Source organism: Pseudocitrobacter corydidari (assembly GCF_021172065.1).
GTDB classification, from domain to species: Bacteria; Pseudomonadota; Gammaproteobacteria; order Enterobacterales; family Enterobacteriaceae; genus Pseudocitrobacter; species Pseudocitrobacter corydidari.
The window spans coordinates 4,796,986-4,812,577 of sequence record NZ_CP087880.1 but is presented as its reverse complement, the minus strand read 5'-3'; the positions used below and the strand labels follow the sequence as shown (position 1 = coordinate 4,812,577).

The 15,592-nt window shown below is 56.8% G+C and carries 17 protein-coding genes; 14 read left to right on the top strand and 3 right to left on the bottom strand.

Going from position 1 to position 15,592, the window contains the following annotated elements; translation table 11 throughout:
• Nucleotides 1-158 precede the first annotated feature (158 nt).
• The 3 genes from G163CM_RS22505 to G163CM_RS22495 form a co-directional block, all read right to left on the bottom strand.
• The gene (locus G163CM_RS22505) at nucleotides 159-854 is read right to left on the bottom strand and encodes an oligogalacturonate-specific porin KdgM family protein (protein ID WP_231826343.1); all 696 of its coding nucleotides are present in this window, start codon (nucleotides 852-854) and stop codon (nucleotides 159-161) included.
• A gap of 487 nt (nucleotides 855-1,341) precedes the next feature.
• On the bottom strand, nucleotides 1,342-2,535 hold the full coding sequence (locus G163CM_RS22500; protein ID WP_015963169.1) for an acetyl-CoA C-acetyltransferase: 1,194 nt from the start codon (nucleotides 2,533-2,535) through the stop codon (nucleotides 1,342-1,344).
• Nucleotides 2,536-2,635: 100 nt separating this feature from the next.
• Nucleotides 2,636-3,505 (bottom strand): LysR family transcriptional regulator, encoded by an 870-nt coding sequence (locus tag G163CM_RS22495; RefSeq protein WP_231826342.1) that lies wholly within the window; start codon nucleotides 3,503-3,505, stop codon nucleotides 2,636-2,638.
• 96 nt (nucleotides 3,506-3,601) lie between these two features.
• Here G163CM_RS22495 and G163CM_RS22490 point away from each other — a divergent pair, with 96 nt between their 5' ends.
• From G163CM_RS22490 to G163CM_RS22425, 14 genes are all read left to right on the top strand, one after another.
• On the top strand, nucleotides 3,602-4,063 hold the full coding sequence (locus G163CM_RS22490; RefSeq protein WP_231826341.1) for a multidrug/biocide efflux PACE transporter: 462 nt from the start codon (nucleotides 3,602-3,604) through the stop codon (nucleotides 4,061-4,063).
• 214 nt (nucleotides 4,064-4,277) lie between these two features.
• A complete protein-coding gene (locus G163CM_RS22485; protein ID WP_231826340.1) occupies nucleotides 4,278-5,507 on the top strand; it encodes an amino acid permease in 1,230 nt (409 codons plus the stop codon).
• A 221-nt stretch (nucleotides 5,508-5,728) separates the two neighbouring features.
• Complete coding sequence (locus tag G163CM_RS22480; RefSeq protein ID WP_231826339.1) at nucleotides 5,729-6,451, top strand: beta-ketoacyl synthase chain length factor; 723 nt, start codon at nucleotides 5,729-5,731, stop codon at nucleotides 6,449-6,451.
• Entirely contained in the window at nucleotides 6,430-7,218 is a 789-nt protein-coding gene (locus G163CM_RS22475; RefSeq protein ID WP_420851454.1) for a lysophospholipid acyltransferase family protein, read from the top strand. The genes G163CM_RS22480 and G163CM_RS22475 overlap by 22 nt, the downstream gene beginning before the upstream one ends.
• Before the next feature lie 24 nt (nucleotides 7,219-7,242).
• The gene (locus G163CM_RS22470; RefSeq protein ID WP_015963163.1) at nucleotides 7,243-7,500 is read left to right on the top strand and encodes a phosphopantetheine-binding protein; all 258 of its coding nucleotides are present in this window, start codon (nucleotides 7,243-7,245) and stop codon (nucleotides 7,498-7,500) included.
• Nucleotides 7,501-7,512: 12 nt separating this feature from the next.
• Entirely contained in the window at nucleotides 7,513-7,764 is a 252-nt protein-coding gene (locus G163CM_RS22465; RefSeq protein WP_015963162.1) for an acyl carrier protein, read from the top strand.
• Nucleotides 7,765-7,770: 6 nt separating this feature from the next.
• The gene (locus G163CM_RS22460) at nucleotides 7,771-8,340 is read left to right on the top strand and encodes a COG4648 family protein (RefSeq protein ID WP_231826338.1); all 570 of its coding nucleotides are present in this window, start codon (nucleotides 7,771-7,773) and stop codon (nucleotides 8,338-8,340) included.
• Nucleotides 8,337-9,692, top strand: coding sequence for an AMP-binding protein (locus tag G163CM_RS22455; RefSeq protein ID WP_231828415.1), 1,356 nt, complete (start codon nucleotides 8,337-8,339; stop codon nucleotides 9,690-9,692). Before G163CM_RS22460 ends, G163CM_RS22455 begins: the two co-directional genes overlap by 4 nt.
• Nucleotides 9,679-10,032 (top strand): ApeI family dehydratase, encoded by a 354-nt coding sequence (locus tag G163CM_RS22450; protein ID WP_231828414.1) that lies wholly within the window; start codon nucleotides 9,679-9,681, stop codon nucleotides 10,030-10,032. The genes G163CM_RS22455 and G163CM_RS22450 overlap by 14 nt, the downstream gene beginning before the upstream one ends.
• A complete protein-coding gene (locus G163CM_RS22445; protein ID WP_231826337.1) occupies nucleotides 10,023-11,699 on the top strand; it encodes a glycosyltransferase family 2 protein in 1,677 nt (558 codons plus the stop codon). Before G163CM_RS22450 ends, G163CM_RS22445 begins: the two co-directional genes overlap by 10 nt.
• Nucleotides 11,700-11,702: 3 nt before the next feature.
• The gene (locus tag G163CM_RS22440; RefSeq protein ID WP_231826336.1) at nucleotides 11,703-12,125 is read left to right on the top strand and encodes an acyl-CoA thioesterase; all 423 of its coding nucleotides are present in this window, start codon (nucleotides 11,703-11,705) and stop codon (nucleotides 12,123-12,125) included.
• On the top strand, nucleotides 12,122-12,727 hold the full coding sequence (locus G163CM_RS22435; protein WP_231826335.1) for an outer membrane lipoprotein carrier protein LolA: 606 nt from the start codon (nucleotides 12,122-12,124) through the stop codon (nucleotides 12,725-12,727). The genes G163CM_RS22440 and G163CM_RS22435 overlap by 4 nt, the downstream gene beginning before the upstream one ends.
• Nucleotides 12,696-15,017, top strand: coding sequence for an MMPL family transporter (locus G163CM_RS22430; RefSeq protein WP_231826334.1), 2,322 nt, complete (start codon nucleotides 12,696-12,698; stop codon nucleotides 15,015-15,017). Before G163CM_RS22435 ends, G163CM_RS22430 begins: the two co-directional genes overlap by 32 nt.
• Nucleotides 15,017-15,592: a DUF3261 domain-containing protein gene (locus tag G163CM_RS22425; RefSeq protein ID WP_231828413.1), complete on the top strand. Its 576-nt coding sequence runs from the start codon at nucleotides 15,017-15,019 to the stop codon at nucleotides 15,590-15,592. Before G163CM_RS22430 ends, G163CM_RS22425 begins: the two co-directional genes overlap by 1 nt.

The following is a 15,592-nucleotide window of genomic DNA, read 5'->3' as shown; positions in this document are numbered from 1 at the left end:
GAGTATTTGATGTAGTGTTTCTGTAACTGGCCTTGCCCTCCTTTGTGGAGGGCCTTTTTTTTATCTGCCGTTTATATTAGAAATATGATTACAGGAAAAAAAGAAAACAGAAAAACCCGGCTAACTACGCCGGGTTAATAACGAGGTGGAAGAATTAATTAGAAGGTATACGCCACACCGACACGGAAACGCGTCTGGCGATCGTTACGGTCATTCACACCCACGTTACCCACTTCGCCATACGGCGCCCAGTTTTTATCCCAACGGTAAGCCAGCTTAACGTTATATTCCTGAGAATAAGGTTTGTTATTATTACGTGCAGTACCTTCGGTGCTGCGCGCATAAACATAGTTCAGCTCGGTACGCCAGTCGCCGAACACATAACCCGCCCAGGCATCGCCACGGTTGACTTTGTCATCATCTTTTCCGGCATTAGAAGGATAGCGCGTGTAATCATAACGATAACGCGCGGCGACATAAAAACCACTGTCGAAGCTGTATTGAACACGCAGGTTCGGTTTGTAAATAGAGCGGCTATCATTACTTTCAATATTGAATCCCGGCGTTACCGAGAAATTCTTATTGGCTTTCCACTGCCAGCTAATCGTCTCTTCGTGACCATTACCAATAAAATCCGCATACGGCTTATCGGTATTATCACCACCCGACTTCCATTTTGCTTCAACAGAGAAACCAAAGCCATTTGCAAATCGATGAGAAACAGAAACGCGGTCAGCGTTAGATTTATCTGTTTTACCACCATCAATGAACTCATGACGTAAATCAACAGTTACCGCTGATGCGGCAAAAGATGCTCCACACAATACAGCCAGGGCCAGAGTTTTTTTAAACATTTGCTATCTCTCAATTGAAATCATGTTTCGTTTTTATGGAATTGCATTTTATTTTTTTAACTCATGTGTTTTAGTGATCAGGATCGTAATTATTTGTTTCAAAAAATACGGCACGAAATGGCGTGATCGGCTTCAATAAAAAAATGTCAAAACACCATAATTATGAGATATAAGTCACATGTAATTCATTTTTCACACATAATTCGCTAAAACACCCGCTTCAAATAAACATTAAAAAACAACAAGTTATGAAAGGTGTGAAAAATAAAATAACCAGAGTTATTTTATTTCATCAAATAATAAGGATTTGATTAATGTGGTTTTTATAGAATTAACTTAACGTAAAACATTACAAACGGCGGCAAAAGTGTAAGCAAAAAGCCTTTTGCTACGTCATTGGTATTAGCGTTAATAGTGAGGAGGGTAAAGAGGGATTAACTCAGGGTAATCTTAACGCTACCGGGGATTTTAGTAGCGTTGTAAGAGATTATGCGGCGGGTAAATCGCGTTCCACGGCCAGCGCCACGCCCTGACCGCCGCCAATGCACAGCGTCGCCAGGCCTTTGCGGGCATCGCGTTTCATCATTTCGTGAACCAGAGACACCAGAATACGGCAGCCGGAAGCGCCAATAGGATGACCCAGGGCGATAGCGCCGCCGTTCACATTCACTTTCTGCTCATCCCACTCCAGCATCTTGCCGACAGAAATCGCCTGCGCGGCAAACGCTTCGTTGGCTTCAATAAGATCAACATCGTTCAGTTGCCAGCCCGCTCGCTCCAGACAACGGCGGGTCGCATACACCGGGGCAATGCCCATCAGCGCGGGATCGACACCGACGCTGGCAAACGCGCGGATGCGTGCCAGGATCGGTAAATTCAGCTCCAGCGCTTTGCTTTCGCTCATCATTAATACCGCCGCGGCGCCATCGTTGATCGACGACGCATTCCCGGCGGTGACGGAACCCAGCTGATCAAATGCGGGAGAAAGCCGCGCCAGGCCTTCCGCACTGGGATCGGTTTGCGGCTGTTCATCGGTTTCAACGCACAGTGCTTCACCATTAGGTTGGGCGTTTACGACCGGGACGATTTCATCGCGAAAGCGTCCGGAATCAATCGCCTTGCGCGCCTTATGCTGGGAACTCAGGGCCCAGGCATCTTGTTGTTCACGGCTGATGCCATATTCGCGTGCCAGATTTTCCGCCGTCACGCCCATATGATAATCGTTAAACGCATCCCACAATCCGTCGTGCACCAGGCTATCAATCAGCTGACTGTTACCCAACTGCGCACCGGTGCGGCTGTCGGTCAGAACGTGTGGCGCGCGGCTCATGTTCTCCTGTCCGCCCGCGATCACCACATCCGCTTCACCGCACTGAATAGCCTGCGTCGCCAGATGCAACGCTTTCAGGCCCGAGCCGCAGACGTCATTGATGGTGATGGCTGAAACGGTATTGGGCAGGCCGCCTTTAATCGCCGACTGCCGGGCAGGGTTTTGCCCGGTGCCCGCTGTCAGCACCTGACCAATAATCACTTCATCAATAACATGAGGCTCAATCCCGCTGCGTTCGACCAGCGCGTTGATCACCAGGCTGCCCAGCTCGACAGCCGAATGGCGGGAGAGCGCCCCCTGGAAGCAGCCGATGGGTGTACGGACTGCACCTACGATAACGACGTCTTTCATCTCTACCTCAGCGCAAAATAATCCGGCTATAGTAGATGATTGTTATCAACTATTATCGTAATTGTTTAAAAAAAGTGAGATTTATCACAAAGGTTTTCTGTCAGGCTGACACCTGTTGCAGATACGCTTTGACCCAGCTTCCGGCCGCGCCCGGTGGCGCGCTTTTGTTCCACAGCAAATCGATAGAGACAGCGATCGGCCAGCCGGGAAGTGTCAGCATCGTTAACGGCGCAGAGCGGGAAAACTCCTCCACCAGCGCACAGGGCAGCACGCACCAGCCGAATCCCTGTGCGGCCATACTCATTAACATCAGATAGTTAGGCGCAGACCACACCGGTCCGCGCGCAGGCGTGGGGCGATTTTCAAGATAGGTATTCAGCCGCAGCTCGCGCCAGGTATGCAGCTGATCCCACTCGACGCTGGTCTGCGCGGTTAGCGGATGATCGGGGGAAACGTAGATAGCCATATGCGTCTGCATCGGCAGACGAGTGTGCCCAATATCGGTAGGATAACTTTCCCGCGCCTCAATCAGCCCCACCTGTGCCCGCCCTTTTTGCAGCAAATCGATAACATCATCGTCTTCACCCACCAGACATTCGAACTCCGTATGCGGGAAACGACGGTCAAACTGCACCATCAGCTCCTCCAGCACATCCGGATGGAGCGTATCGGACAACACAAATGCCAGCCGCGCTTCCGTTTCGCTGCTCAGGGCCACCGCCAGTTCATCCAGCCGCTCGCTGGCGGCCAGAATCGCCTGCACGTAACTCAGCACGCGCTGACCTTCGGCCGTCAGTACCGGCTGGCGTGATGTGCGATCGAACAGCGTCACACCGAGATCGGCCTCAAGATTGGCAATGGCGGTACTGATGGTGGACTGGCTTTTTCGTAAGCGCCGCGCGGCAGCGGAAAACGAACCGCTGTCGACGGTTTCAACAAATGCGGTAAGGGCTTCGGGAGAATAGCGCATAACCTATCTACTTTATCGATGGAATCTATCTTTTACTTATCATATTTATCCATAAAATGCCCAGCAATACAGAGAACAAATTGAGGTCATATCACCATGCAAAACGACAACCTTCACCGCAGAAAGCTGCCGGAACGCATTTTCCATGCCGTGTGCTTTGAGGGTATCGCCACGGCGATCCTCGCCCCGACCGCCGCGTACCTAATGCAACGTTCGGTGCTCGAAATGGGTGGATTAACCATCATTCTCGCCACCACGGCGATGGTGTGGAATATCATCTATAACGCCATTTTTGACCGCCTGTGGCCGGTGACGCGCGTCACCCGTACGGCGAAAATCCGCGCCTTCCACGCGCTGGGGTTTGAGTGTGGTTTTATCGTGATTGGGGTGAGCATTGTGTCGGTGGTGCTGGGCGTAACGCTGATGCAGGCGCTGACGCTGGAGATTGGTTTCTTCCTGTTCTTCCTGCCATACACCATGCTCTATAACTGGGTGTACGACATGCTGCGCGAGCGCGTGATGAAGCGCCGTATGCAACGGGCGATGGTCCGGAGCTGACCGCCCTGCCGGATGGCGCTGCGCTTATCCGGCCTACAGGACATACAGCGCCCTCGCATCCTGCAATACCCCGCACACCCGTAGGCCGGATAAGGCGCAGCCGCCATCCGGCAATGCTGCTCCAGGCCATCAATAGTATTCATAACCACCACGAATCATAATTATGGTAAATTACGCTCCATTTTGTATGTTCCATGGTTATTAAATTCGCATAATGTCTAAAATTTGGTCAAAAGAAGAGACGCTCTGGAGCTTTGCCCTGTACGGCACGGCTGTAGGCGCCGGTACCCTGTTCCTGCCGATCCAGCTGGGTTCCGCAGGCGCCGTGGTACTGTTTGTTACCGCGCTGGTCGCGTGGCCGCTGACGTACTGGCCACATCGCGCCCTGTGTCAGTTTATCCTCTCCTCCAACACCCCTGCGGGTGTCGGGATAACCGGTGCAGTCACCCACTACTACGGCAAAAAAATTGGCAACCTCATCACCGCGCTCTATTTCCTGGCGTTCTTTGTGGTGATTCTGATTTACGCCGTCGCCATCACCAACTCCATCACCGAACAGATAGCCAAGCATATGCCGGTCGATCTGACGCTACGCGTGCTGGTGAGCCTTGGCGTGGTATTGCTGCTGAACGTGATTTTCCTTGCCGGTCGCCAGGCCACCATCAAAGTGATGGGCTTCCTGGTATTCCCGCTGATCGCCTACTTCCTGTTTTTGTCGATTTACCTGACAGGCAGCTGGCAGCCCGCGCTACTCACCGGGCAAATGGAAGTGACGCCGCACACGCTGCACCAGGTGTGGTTATCCATCCCCGTGATGGTTTTCGCTTTTAGCCATACGCCAATTATCTCTACCTTCGCTATCGACCGCAGAGAGAAATATGGCGATCTCGCGATGGGTAAATGCAAAAAAATCATGAAGGTCGCGTATCTGATTATCTGCCTGAGCGTGCTGTTCTTTGTCTTTAGCTGCCTGCTCTCCATTCCGGTGGATTACATCAATACCGCCAAAGATCAGGGCGTGACGATTCTGTCAGCGCTGTCGATGATGCCCAACTCGCCAAACTGGCTGTCCGTCTCCGGCATTATTGTGGCGATTGTAGCGATGTCGAAATCGTTCCTCGGCACCTACTTTGGCGTCATTGAAGGCGCGAGTGAGATGGTTAAAGCGTCCCTGAATCAGGTTGGCGTGCGCAAAAGTCGTTCGTTTAACCGCATGCTGTCGATTCTGCTGGTCTCCACGCTGACCTTCATCGTCTGCTGCATCAACCCGAACGCCATTTCGATGATCTACGCGATAAGCGGCCCGCTGATCGCCATGATTCTGTTTATCATGCCAACGCTTTCTACGTACCTCATCCCGTCGCTGAAGCCATACCGCTCCATCGGCAGCCTGATTACGCTGATTGTGGGTGTACTCTGCGTGTCAGTAATGTTCCTCGGTTAACGCCGATAACAGGGCAGTTCTGGCTGCCCTGTTATCCCGCCTGAAACAAATGATGAGCAAAAATCAGTTTGTTCCGCATGACTAAAATGCATTTTTTTTGTAAAGTCCCCACTATTTTGTAGAAGATAGATAAGAAATACCCTGGTCGTTAAAATAACGCGATCGCGGCATTACGCCCGGCGTATTTTAAGTACGTATTTTTCCCCCGCGGACGCGCGTTAATGAAATTAGCATTCAACATCATCGACTGGATCGCCCGAGCGCCTGGACTGGGCGAGGCTGACCAGTGGCTGTCATGGGCGCAATCGCCTTATGCCATTGATCCTGCCAGCCCGCAGGCGAAGCTGGTTGAATTGCCGATGATGACCGCGCGCCGCCTGAGTTCGGGTAGCAAGCTGGCCGTAGAGTGTGGCCTTACGATGCTGCGTCGCCATGCCATTGATGCCGTGCTCTACACCAGTCGCCACGGCGAGCTGGAGCGTAATTACCGTATCCTTAGCGCGCTGGCGAGCGATCAGGCCATTTCACCGACCGATTTCGCGATGTCAGTGCATAACGCGGCGGTTGGCAATCTCACCATCGCTGCAAAACAGCCGATTGTCTCCTCGTCGCTGAGCGCCGGGCGCGACACGTTCCTGCAAGGCTTATGCGAGGTGATGTGCCTGCTACAGGCGGGCCACCAGCGTATTTTAATGGTCGATTTTGACGGTGCGCTGCCGGACTTTTACCGTGCCTCATTACCCGCACAGATGCCTGCCTGGGCCTTTGCGACAGCGCTGGTAATTGAAGCGGGTAATCAGGTTCAGTGCACCACCGAGCCGGGTGGAACGAAAGAAGAGCCTGCGCTACCGCAAAGCCTGCAATTTTTACAGCATTACCTGGGCCGCACAGCCCATTTCGCCCTTCAGGGCGAACGGTTACGCTGGTGCTGGAGCCAGACATGATCGCGAGGCGCATCAATCGCTTTTGGCGATTGCTGATGACCGTATTGTGCTTTGCGCTGTTTGGCCTGGGCGGACTGCTGCTGTCGCTGTGCTGGTTTAACCTGCTGCTGTTGGTGATTGGCGATGACGACAAACGCCGTCGCCTGGCGCGCCGCAGCATTTCGGCCAGCTTCCGCGCTTTTTTGAGGTTCGCCAGCGTGACGGGCGTACTGCGTTACCGTGTACAGGGCGCTGATATTTTACGTCAGGCGCGCGGTTGTCTGGTGGTGGCGAATCATCCGACGTTGATTGATTATGTCCTGCTGGCCTCGGTGATGCCGGAAACAGACTGTCTGGTAAAGAGCGCGCTGTTGAAGAACCCGTTTGTCGGCGGCGTGATCCGCGCGGCAGATTACCTGGTCAATAGCGAGGCTGAACGGCTGCTGACCGAAAGCCAGGCCCGTTTGCAGCGCGGCGATACCCTGCTGATTTTCCCGGAAGGTACGCGCACTCGCCCTGACGAAAAGATGACGATTCAGCGCGGGGCAGCCAATATCGCGGTGCGCTGTGAACGCGACTTACGCCTGGTGAGCATACGCTGTAGCGAGCACCTGCTGGATAAGCAGCGCCCGTGGTATCACGTCCCGGCAACGACGCCGCAGTTTGAGGTTGTCGTCCGCGAGCGAATCTGTATTGACGATTTTATCACCGCGAATAAGCAAGAACCGGCGCTGGCCGCGCGCGCGCTAAACCGGCATCTTTTACAGAAATTACAATTAATTTGTTAAAACATCATTGTGCAGGAATTAACGATGCAAGAGCTCTATTCTGAGATTAAACATCTCATCATTAACACATTGAATCTGGACGAACTGAGCGTGGACGACATCGACACCGATGCGGCCCTGTTCGGTGACGGTTTAGGCCTGGATTCTATTGATGCGCTGGAGCTGGGGCTGGCGGTAAAAAACCAGTATGGCATTGTGCTTTCTGCTGAAAATGAAGCGATGCGTCAGCATTTCTATTCGGTGGCGACGCTCGCTGCCTTCATTCAATCCCAACGCGCCTGAGGAGATGCCATCATGACCGACCAAACTGCTGTCTATCAGGAAGTCACTTCCCTGCTGGTAAAACTGTTCGAAGTAGACCCGGCGGCCATCACCCCCGAGGCGCGTCTGTATGAAGATCTTGAACTCGATAGCATTGATGCTGTGGATATGATCGTCCAGTTGCAGAAAAAGACCGGCAAGAAAATTAAGCCGGAAGAGTTCAAAGCCGTGCGCACCGTGCAGGATGTGGTTGACGCCGTCGAGCGCCTGCTGCGGGAAGCCTGATTTTTCGTGCGTTTACCGCTCCTCAAGATAATCACCGCGTGTGTGCTGCTGGCCTGGCCATTTTTGGTCTGGTTTGGCCTGGCGCATAACGGCCTGCAATGGCTGCTGCCCACGCTGGCGGTTGTTCTGCTGCTTCGTCTGCGTCAGGCGCAGGACAACGCCGGGCCGATGCGTCGGGTGATGCAAAGCGTCGCGCTAGCCGGGCTGGCGCTCTGTCTTGCCAGTGTGCTGCTGGGAACGCATCAGCTCTTGCTCTACTGGCCTGTGGCGGTCAATGGCATCATGCTCGCCCTGTTTGGCAGTTCACTGTTCAGCGCGATGCCGCTGGTTGAACGCCTGGCGCGCCTGCAATATCCCCAACTCTCTGAGCAAGGTGTGCGCTACACGCGGCGCGTGACGCAAATCTGGTGCGGCTTTTTTATTTTCAACGGCAGCGTTGCCCTGATCACCGCGCAGATCGGCGATATGGCGCTGTGGAGCGCGTGGAACGGGATGATCGCCTACCTGCTGATGGGCGCGCTGATGGCCGGTGAATGGCTGGTGCGCCGCCGGGTGATGAAGCGAGAAACCGCATGAACGTGCCGCGCCCGTTATCCCGCTGGCTGAGTGGCGAACGCCCCGACAGCACGACCGTCGCCTGGTCAGGCGAGCGCCTCTGGTCGCTGGGCCAGCTGCGCAACGACGTGGCCGCGCACTGCGCGTGGCTGCAAACGCAGAAGGGCCAGCGCTGGGCGCTGTGTCTGGAAGAGAGCTATCTGTTTCTTGTTGCCCTGCTGGCGACGCTGCATGCCGGAAAAACGCCGGTGTTGCCGGGCCACGCTCGCCCCGCGCTACTTGAGGAACAACGAGCGCTGTTCGACGGCGTCTTAAGCGATGGACCTCTGCGCTGGGACGGCCCTTTACGCATCATCAATACCCACGCCCGTGAAGATGCCCAACCGCTTCCCGCGATACCTGATGACGCCGGTCTGGAACTTTTTACCTCCGGCTCCACCGGGCAGCCCAAACGTATTCACAAAAGCCTGGCGGCGCTGGATGCAGAATCCGCCCTGCTGGCCGCGCGCTTTGCCGGGCGGCTGACCGATTGCCGGGTGGTCGCTTCCGTCTCACCGCAGCATCTCTACGGCCTGACCTTCCGCATTTTTCTGCCGATGTCATTGGGCTTGCCGCTACATGCCGACATCCTCGCCTGGCCTGAACAACTGGCCGCGCTCCCGCAGCAGCGTTATCTGTTTATCAGCAGCCCGGCGTTTCTGAAGCATCTGGATGCGCGGCTGACGGCCCCGGACGTCGCCATGGTGATCACTGCGGGCGGCATGCTGCACTGGCAGGATGCGCAGCACGCCCATCACTGGCTGAACGTCTGGCCCGACGAAATATACGGCAGTAGCGAAACGGGCGTACTCGCGTGGCGACAACGCCGTTCAGACGATACTCCGTGGCAGCCCTTCCCCGGCGTGACGCTCACGGCAGAAAACGACCGCTGGCGCGTGACGTCGCCGCTGATTGCTGAGCCCGCCGGGCTACTGCTGGAAGACGCACTGCGCGTCACTGCGGATAACCACTTTCATCTGCTTGGGCGGCGCGGTCGGGTGGTCAAAATCGCCGAAAAACGGGTCTCGCTGGCGGAAATCGAACAGCGCGTGTTATCGCTGGCGGGCGTGCGCGATGCCGCAGCCATACTGATTACGCGCGGCACGCGGCAGAACGTTGGAGTGCTATTAGTGCTTGATGATGATGCGCGCCAGGCGTGGCAGCGCGCGAGCCGCAAACAGGAGCAGGCGTGGCGTCAGACGCTGCGCCCGTGGCTGGAGCCCGTTGCACTTCCCCGCTTTTGGCGCGTGGTAGATGTTATTCCAGTGAATACAATGAATAAGCGCATCGATGCGCAATTACAGGAGTGCTTTCATGACCATGACGCCCGATGAAATTTCCTGCCAGCATACGGGCGCGGGCGAGGCGGAGATTGTCCTGCATCTGCCCGCCACGCTGTTCTGGTTTAAAGGCCACTTTGCCGTCCAGCCGCTATTGCCGGGTGTGGCACAGCTGGAGTGGGTCATGCATTATGCCAGCCGATTACTGACGCCTGATTATCGTTTTCACAGTATTCAGAACGTCAAATTCCAGGCCCCGCTGTTACCGGAAAACCGGGTCACCTTAACGCTGACCTGGCTGGAGGCGCGTCAGGTGCTCGCCTTCCGCTACCAGCGCCACGACGGCGACACACGCCACACCACCAGCAGCGGGAAAATCCGTTTATGCCGCTAACTTTCACGCCCTGCGTGGTGATCCCCTGCTACAACCACGGCGCGATGATGGCGCGGGTGCTGGCGCGTCTTGCGCCGTTTGCCCTGCCCATTATCATCGTCGACGATGGCAGCGACGACGCGACCCGGCGCGAATTACGCACGCTTGCCGAGAATCACCCCAGCGTCACGCTCATTCGCCAGGCGCACAATGCGGGGAAAGGCGCGGCGGTGATCCGCGGGCTGGAAGAGGCGGCGCGCGCGGGTTTCAGCCATGCGGTGCAGGTCGATGCCGACGGGCAGCACGCGATTGAAGATATCCCGGCGTTGCTCGCACTTTCGCAGCAACATCCCGAGGCGCTGATTTCCGGCCAGCCGATTTACGATGACTCCATCCCCCGCTCACGCCTGTATGGCCGCTGGATAACCCACGTCTGGGTATGGATTGAAACCCTGTCATTGCAGCTTAAAGACAGCATGTGCGGCTTTCGCGTTTATCCGGTTATGCCAACGCTACAGCTGGCGCAGCGTGTGCCGCTCGGCAAGCGAATGGATTTCGACACCGAAGTGATAGTGCGCCTCTACTGGCAGGGCCATCGCAGCTATTTTCTGCCAACGCGCGTCACCTACCCGCAGGATGGCCTTTCTCATTTCGATGCGTTGAAAGACAACGTGCGCATCTCGTGGATGCACACCCGCCTTTTCTTCGGCATGCTGCCGCGTATTCCGTCGCTGCTGTTTCGCCGTCGCAATGTCCACTGGGCAGAGCAAAAAGAGGTGAAAGGATTATGGGGCATGCGCCTGATGCTGCGCGTCTGGCAACTGCTGGGGCGTGGCGCATTTTCGCTGCTGCTAAAACCGGTGGTGGCACTGTACTGGCTGATTGCCGCAACGGAACGACGCGCCTCGCAGCAGTGGCTCGCGCGTGTACATCAACAGCAGCCGAACGCGAAGCCGCTGAGCAGCTATCGCCACTTTCTGCGCTTTGGCGAGGCGATGCTCGATAAAGTCGCCAGTTGGCGCGGGGAACTGCGTTTCGGTCATGAGGTGGTGTTTGCCCCCGGCGCGGAAGCGGCGCTGGCGATGCATGAACCACGCGGCAAGCTGCTGCTGGCCTCGCATCTTGGCGATGTAGAAGCCTGTCGGGCGCTGGCGCAACGCGAAGAAGGCCGGGTGATCAACGCGCTGGTGTTCAGTGAAAACGCCCAGCGATTCAAACAAATCATGCAGGAAATGGCGCCGCAGGCCGGGATGAACCTGATGCCGGTTACCGATATTGGCCCGGATACCGCCATGCTGCTGAAAGAGAAACTGGATCGCGGCGAATGGGTGGCGATCGTCGGCGATCGCATCGCCGTTAACCGTCAGCGCGGCGGCGACTGGCGCGTTATCTGGAGCCGTTTTATGGGCCAGCCCGCGCCGTTCCCGCAGGGGCCGTTTATTCTCGCCGCACTGCTGCGCTGCCCGACCCTACTGATTTTCGCCCTGAAACAGCAGGGCCAATTACACATTCATTGCGAACCGTTCGCCGACCCGCTGCTGCTGCCGCGCGCAGAGCGCCAGGCGGCGCTTCAGCAGGCGGTAGACCGCTATGCGCAGCGGCTGGAGCATTACGCGCTTCTGGCGCCGCTGGACTGGTTTAACTTTTTTGATTTCTGGCGGCTGCCCGACGCGGCCAATAAGGAGTAAAGGGTGCTTAACGTTCCCCGCTTTACCACTGAGGTTGAACTCACTATCCCGTTTCATGACGTCGATGCGATGGGCGTGGTGTGGCACGGCAACTATTTCCGCTATTTCGAAATCGCCCGCGAAGCGCTGCTTAACCAGTTCGACTACGGCTATCGCCAGATGAAAGCGTCCGGCTATGTCTGGCCGGTGGTGGATACGCGCGTCAAATATCGCGATGCCCTGACCTTCGAACAGCGTATCCGCGTGCGGGCACATCTGGAAGAGTACGAAAACCGACTGCGCATTGCCTACCAGATTTTCGACGCCGAAAGCGGCAAACGCACCACCACCGGCTACACCATCCAGGTGGCGGTTGAGGAAGCCAGCAAAGAGATGTGCTTTGTCAGCCCGGCAATTCTCTTTGAACGTATGGGAGTCGAGCCATGAAATTCCTGCCCCTTATTTGCCTGCTGCTTGCGCCATGGGTACACGCCGTGACGCTGGATGATCTGCAACAGCGCTTTACCGAACAGCCAATTGTGCGCGCCCACTTTGAGCAAACCCGCACCATTAAAACGATGCCGCAGCCGCTGCGTTCTCAGGGCGAGATGCTGATTGCCCGTGATAACGGGCTACTGTGGGATCAGAAAACGCCGTTCCCGATGCAAATGATGCTTACCGATACCCGCATGGTGCAGCAGGTGAACGGCCAGCCGCCGCAGGTGATCACCGCCGACAATAACCCGCAGATGTTCCAGCTTAATCATCTGCTGCGCGCCTTATTCCAGGCCGACCGCCGTGTGCTGGAACAAAATTTCCGCATCAGCCTTCAGGACAAAGGCGACAACCGCTGGGCGCTGCGCCTGACGCCCATCACCTCACCGCTGGATAAAATTTTTGCCTCTATCGACCTGAGCGGGCAGCAGTTCCTCGAAACTATCCAGTTGAACGATCAGCAGGGCGACCGCACCGATATCGCCCTCTCACAACACCGCCTGACGCCAGCCACCCTGACCCATGACGAACAACAACGTTTTAGCGCCCAATAACGCCCGCCGCCCGGCGCTCATCTGGGCTGTTTTTTGCCTGATCCTGCTGGGTACGCTGCTGGCGCTATTACCCGGTGCGAGGATGAACAGCAGCGTGCTGGCGATGTTACCAAAGCAGGCGCTGGGCGATATTCCACCCGCGCTGAACGACGGTTTTATCTCGCGCCTTGATAAACAAATGATGTGGCTGGTCAGCCCTGGTAAAACGCCCGATCCCCACGTCGCGCAGGCGTGGTTCGATCAACTGAAAAGCACCCCGGCGCTGGCGCAGGTGAAGGGCCCGATGGATGCCAAAAGCCAGCAGGAATGGGGCGCGTTTTACTGGCAGCATCGTAACGGCATGGTCGACAGCGCCACCCGCGATCGCCTGCAAAACGGCGGCGAGGCGCAGGCGCAGTGGGTTCTCTCGCAGCTCTACTCCGCCTTCTCCGGCGTCAGCGGCAAAGAACTGCAAAACGATCCCTTTATGCTGACGCGCGGTTCGCAACTGGCGTTAATGCAAAGCAGCCAGCGCTTACGCCTGATGGATGGCTGGCTGGCAACGCAGGATCAAGACGGTAACTACTGGTATCTGCTGCACGGGGAGCTGCAAAGCGACGCGTTTGATATGCAGCAAACCCATCAACTGGTGCAGGAACTGACCGCCGCCGAAGCCCGGCTTAAAACGCGCTTCCCGCAGGCGCAGGTGTTATCGCGCGGCACCGTGCTGTACAGCGATTACGCCAGCCAGCAGGCGAAACGCGATATCTCGACGCTCGGCGCGGCAACGGTATTCGGCGTGCTGCTACTGATTGTGCTGGTATTCCGCTCGCTGCGCCCGCTGCTGTTGAGCCTGCTCTCCATCGGCATTGGCGCACTGGCGGGTACCACGGTGACGCTGCTGCTGTTTGGCGAACTGCACCTGATGACGCTGGTGATGAGCATGAGCATCATCGGCATTTCTGCCGACTACACGCTCTATTATCTGACCGAACGGATGGTGCACGGCGCGGAAAACTCGCCGTGGCAAAGTCTCAATAAAGTGCGTAACGCGCTGTTGCTGGCGCTGCTGACCACGGTTGTCGCCTATCTGATTATGATGCTCGCCCCCTTCCCCGGCATACGCCAGATGGCTATCTTTGCCGCCGTAGGGCTGAGCGCGTCCTGCCTGACGGTCGTGTTCTGGCATCCGTGGCTGTGTCGCGGGCTGCCGGTGCGCCCGGTACCGATGCTCGGCCTGCTGCTGCGCTGGCTCGCCCTGTGGCGACGCAATAACGCCCTGATTTACGGCCTGCCCGCCGCGCTGGCCGTGGTTTCGCTGATCGGCCTTTCCACGCTTCAGGTTAACGATGATATCGCCCAGTTGCAGGCGCTGCCGTCGCATCTTCTGGAACAGGAAAAGCAGATCACACAGCTCACCGGGCAGAACGTCGATCAGAAATGGTTTGTGGTCTACGGCGACTCGCCAGAGCAAACGCTGACGCGCATGGAGGCATTTACCGCGCATCTGGATACCGCTCGCCAGCAAGGCTTACTCGCCCGTTATCGCACGATTCCGCTCAATTCACAGGCGCGTCAGGCGCAGGATTTGGCGCTACTTAATCACGCCACGCCCGCAATCGGCCAGGCACTGCAACAGGCGGGGCTGCATGACGTGAAACCCGATCTTCGCGCGATGCCGGTGAACGTGGCCGACTGGCTGGCAAGCCCCGTCAGCGAAGGCTGGCGCTTGATGTGGTTGACGCTACCGCGCGGCGTCAGCGGCGTGCTCATTCCCGTGGACGGCGTGAAAGATAGCGCGGCGTTAAAGGCGCTGGCGGAACAGCACACCGGCGTCGCCTGGGTTGACAGAAAACAGAGTTTCGATGCGCTGTTCGCGCTGTACCGCACCGTATTAACGGTGCTGCTCGGCGTGGCGCTGGCGGCTATCGCGATTGGCGCCGTCGTACGAACGGGCTGGCGCAAGGGGTTAATCAGTTTGCTTCCTTCATTGCTCTCGTTGGGCTGCGGGCTGGCGGCGCTCGCCTTTAGCGGGCACAGCGTCAACCTCTTCTCACTGCTGGCGCTGGTGCTGGTATTGGGTATCGGCATTAACTACACCCTGTTCTTCAGCAACCCCCGCGGTACGCCGCTGACCTCGCTGCTCGCCATTACGCTTGCGATGATGACCACCTTGTTGACGCTGGGCATGCTGGTCTTCAGCAGTACCCAGGCCATAAGCAGTTTTGGGATTGTCCTTGTTTCCGGTATCTTCACTGCCTGGCTACTGTCGCCGCTGGCGATGCCAACGAAAAAAAGAGAAAAACGATGATGATACGCAACGCCTGGCGCGCCCTTGCGCTGGCAACCGCGCTGCTGCTTACGGGCTGTAGCCACGATCATGATGGCACTCGCCCCACCGCCTGGCTGCAACCGGGCGCGCGCATAACGCTGCCTGCGCCAGGCATGACGCCCGCCTTTACGTCGCAGCAGCTTTTGACCGGCACCTTCAACGGCAAAACCCAATCATTAATGGTGATGCTGGATGCCGATGAACACAAAATCACGCTCGCCGGGCTATCGTCGCTGGGGATACGTCTGTTCCTGCTGACCTATGATGAAAAAGGCCTGCGCACCGAACAAAACATCGTCGTACCGCAATTGCCGCCCGCAAGCCAGGTACTGGCTGATGTGATGCTCAGCTATCTGCCGATTAGCGCGTGGCAGCCGCAGTTGCCGAAAGGCTGGACGCTCACCGATGCGGGCGACAAGCGCGCACTGCGTAACGCCCGTGGCGAAACGGTAACCGAAATAACCTACCTGACGCGCAAAGGCAAACGCGAGCCGGTCAGTATTGAGCAGCACGCCTTCAAATACCACATCACCATTCAATACCTGGATGACTGA